The organism is Vibrio fluminensis (assembly GCF_015278125.1).
GTDB lineage: Bacteria > Pseudomonadota > Gammaproteobacteria > Enterobacterales > Vibrionaceae > Vibrio > Vibrio fluminensis.
The window spans coordinates 1-2,868 of sequence record NZ_JADILO010000063.1; the positions used below are offsets into that span (position 1 = coordinate 1).

The 2,868-nt window shown below is 51.0% G+C and carries 1 rRNA gene; it reads right to left on the bottom strand.

Going from position 1 to position 2,868, the window contains the following annotated elements:
- Nucleotides 1–2,846: ribosomal RNA gene (locus IRQ95_RS21830) — 23S ribosomal RNA — on the bottom strand; the annotation flags it as partial.
- Nucleotides 2,847–2,868: the final 22 nt, after the last annotated feature.

The following is a 2,868-nucleotide window of genomic DNA, read 5'->3' on the forward strand; positions in this document are numbered from 1 at the left end:
CAGCACTTACACACCTGACCTATCAACGTCGTAGTCTCCGACAACCCTTTAGGATACTTAAAGTATCAGGGAGAACTCATCTCAAGGCTCGCTTCCCGCTTAGATGCTTTCAGCGGTTATCGATTCCGAACTTAGCTACCGGGCAATGCGTCTGGCGACACAACCCGAACACCAGAGGTTCGTCCACTCCGGTCCTCTCGTACTAGGAGCAGCCCCTTTCAATTCTCCAACGCCCACGGCAGATAGGGACCGAACTGTCTCACGACGTTCTAAACCCAGCTCGCGTACCACTTTAAATGGCGAACAGCCATACCCTTGGGACCGACTTCAGCCCCAGGATGTGATGAGCCGACATCGAGGTGCCAAACACCGCCGTCGATATGAACTCTTGGGCGGTATCAGCCTGTTATCCCCGGAGTACCTTTTATCCGTTGAGCGATGGCCCTTCCATACAGAACCACCGGATCACTATGACCTACTTTCGTACCTGCTCGAATTGTCATTCTCGCAGTTAAGCGGGCTTATGCCATTGCACTAACCACACGATGTCCAACCGTGTTTAGCCCACCTTCGTGCTCCTCCGTTACTCTTTGGGAGGAGACCGCCCCAGTCAAACTACCCACCAGGCACTGTCCGTAACCCCGATTAGGGGTCGACGTTAGAACATCAACACTACAAGGGTGGTATTTCAAGGACGGCTCCACACATACTAGCGTACGTGCTTCAAAGCCTCCCACCTATCCTACACATGTAGGGTCAATGTTCAGTGCCAAGCTGTAGTAAAGGTTCACGGGGTCTTTCCGTCTAGCCGCGGGTACACTGCATCTTCACAGCGATTTCAATTTCACTGAGTCTCGGGTGGAGACAGCGTGGCCATCATTACGCCATTCGTGCAGGTCGGAACTTACCCGACAAGGAATTTCGCTACCTTAGGACCGTTATAGTTACGGCCGCCGTTTACCGGGGCTTCGATCAAGAGCTTCGACCGAAGTCTAACCCCATCAATTAACCTTCCGGCACCGGGCAGGCGTCACACCGTATACGTCATCTTACGATTTTGCACAGTGCTGTGTTTTTAATAAACAGTTGCAGCCACCTGGTATCTGCGACTCTCAATAGCTCCATCCGCRAGGGACTTCACCGTCAAGAGCGTACCTTCTCCCGAAGTTACGGTACCATTTTGCCTAGTTCCTTCACCCGAGTTCTCTCAAGCGCCTTGGTATTCTCTACCCGACCACCTGTGTCGGTTTGGGGTACGATTCCTTACAATCTGAAGCTTAGAGGCTTTTCCTGGAAGCATGGCATCAATGACTTCACTACCGTAGTAGCTCGACGTCGTGTCTCAGCCTTAAGAAGARCCGGATTTACCTAAYTCTTCAGCCTACGCACTTGAACCTGGACAACCGTCGCCAGGCCCACCTAGCCTTCTCCGTCCCCCCATCGCAATTGTAAGAAGTACGGGAATATTAACCCGTTTCCCATCGACTACGCCTTTCGGCCTCGCCTTAGGGGTCGACTTACCCTGCCCCGATTAACGTTGGACAGGAACCCTTGGTCTTCCGGCGAGGAGGTTTTTCACCCCCTTTATCGTTACTCATGTCAGCATTCGCACTTCTGATACCTCCAGCATGCTTTACAACACACCTTCAACGGCTTACAGAACGCTCCCCTACCCAATGAAGTAAACTTCATTGCCGCAGCTTCGGTTTATTACTTAGCCCCGTTACATCTTCCGCGCAGGCCGACTCGACTAGTGAGCTATTACGCTTTCTTTAAATGATGGCTGCTTCTAAGCCAACATCCTAGCTGTCTAAGCCTTCCCACATCGTTTCCCACTTAGTAATAATTTGGGACCTTAGCTGGCGGTCTGGGTTGTTTCCCTCTCCACGACGGACGTTAGCACCCGCCGTGTGTCTCCCGGATAGTACTTACTGGTATTCGGAGTTTGCAAAGGGTTGGTAAGTCGGGATGACCCCCTAGCCTTAACAGTGCTCTACCCCCAGTAGTATTCGTCCGAGGCGCTACCTAAATAGCTTTCGGGGAGAACCAGCTATCTCCAGGTTTGATTGGCCTTTCACCCCTAGCCACAAGTCATCCGCTAATTTTTCAACATTAGTCGGTTCGGTCCTCCAGTTGATGTTACTCAACCTTCAACCTGCCCATGGCTAGATCACCTGGTTTCGGGTCTATATCCAGAGACTGAACGCCCAGTTAAGACTCGGTTTCCCTACGGCTCCCCTAGATGGTTAACCTTGCCACTGAATATAAGTCGCTGACCCATTATACAAAAGGTACGCAGTCACAGGACRYAATGCCTGCTCCTACTGCTTGTACGTACACGGTTTCAGGTTCTATTTCACTCCCCTCACAGGGGTTCTTTTCGCCTTTCCCTCACGGTACTGGTTCACTATCGGTCAGTCAGTAGTATTTAGCCTTGGAGGATGGTCCCCCCATATTCAGACAGGATAACACGTGTCCCGCCCTACTCGATTTCACTGAACACACATCGTCAACTACGGGACTATCACCCTGTATCGTCGGACTTTCCAGACCGTTCGTCTAACGYGTGTAAAGCTTAAGGGCTAGTCCAATTTCGCTCGCCGCTACTTTCGGAATCTCGGTTGATTTCTTTTCCTCGGGGTACTTAGATGTTTCAGTTCCCCCGGTTCGCCTCATTAACCTATGTATTCAGTTAATGATACGTGCTTATGCACGTGGGTTTCCCCATTCAGAAATCCCAGACTCAAATGGTTGTTACTACCTAATCTGGGCTTATCGCAAGTTACTACGTCTTTCATCGCCTCTGACTGCCAAGGCATCCACCGTGTACGCTTAGTCACTTAACCATACAACCCGAAGGAGTTTCGA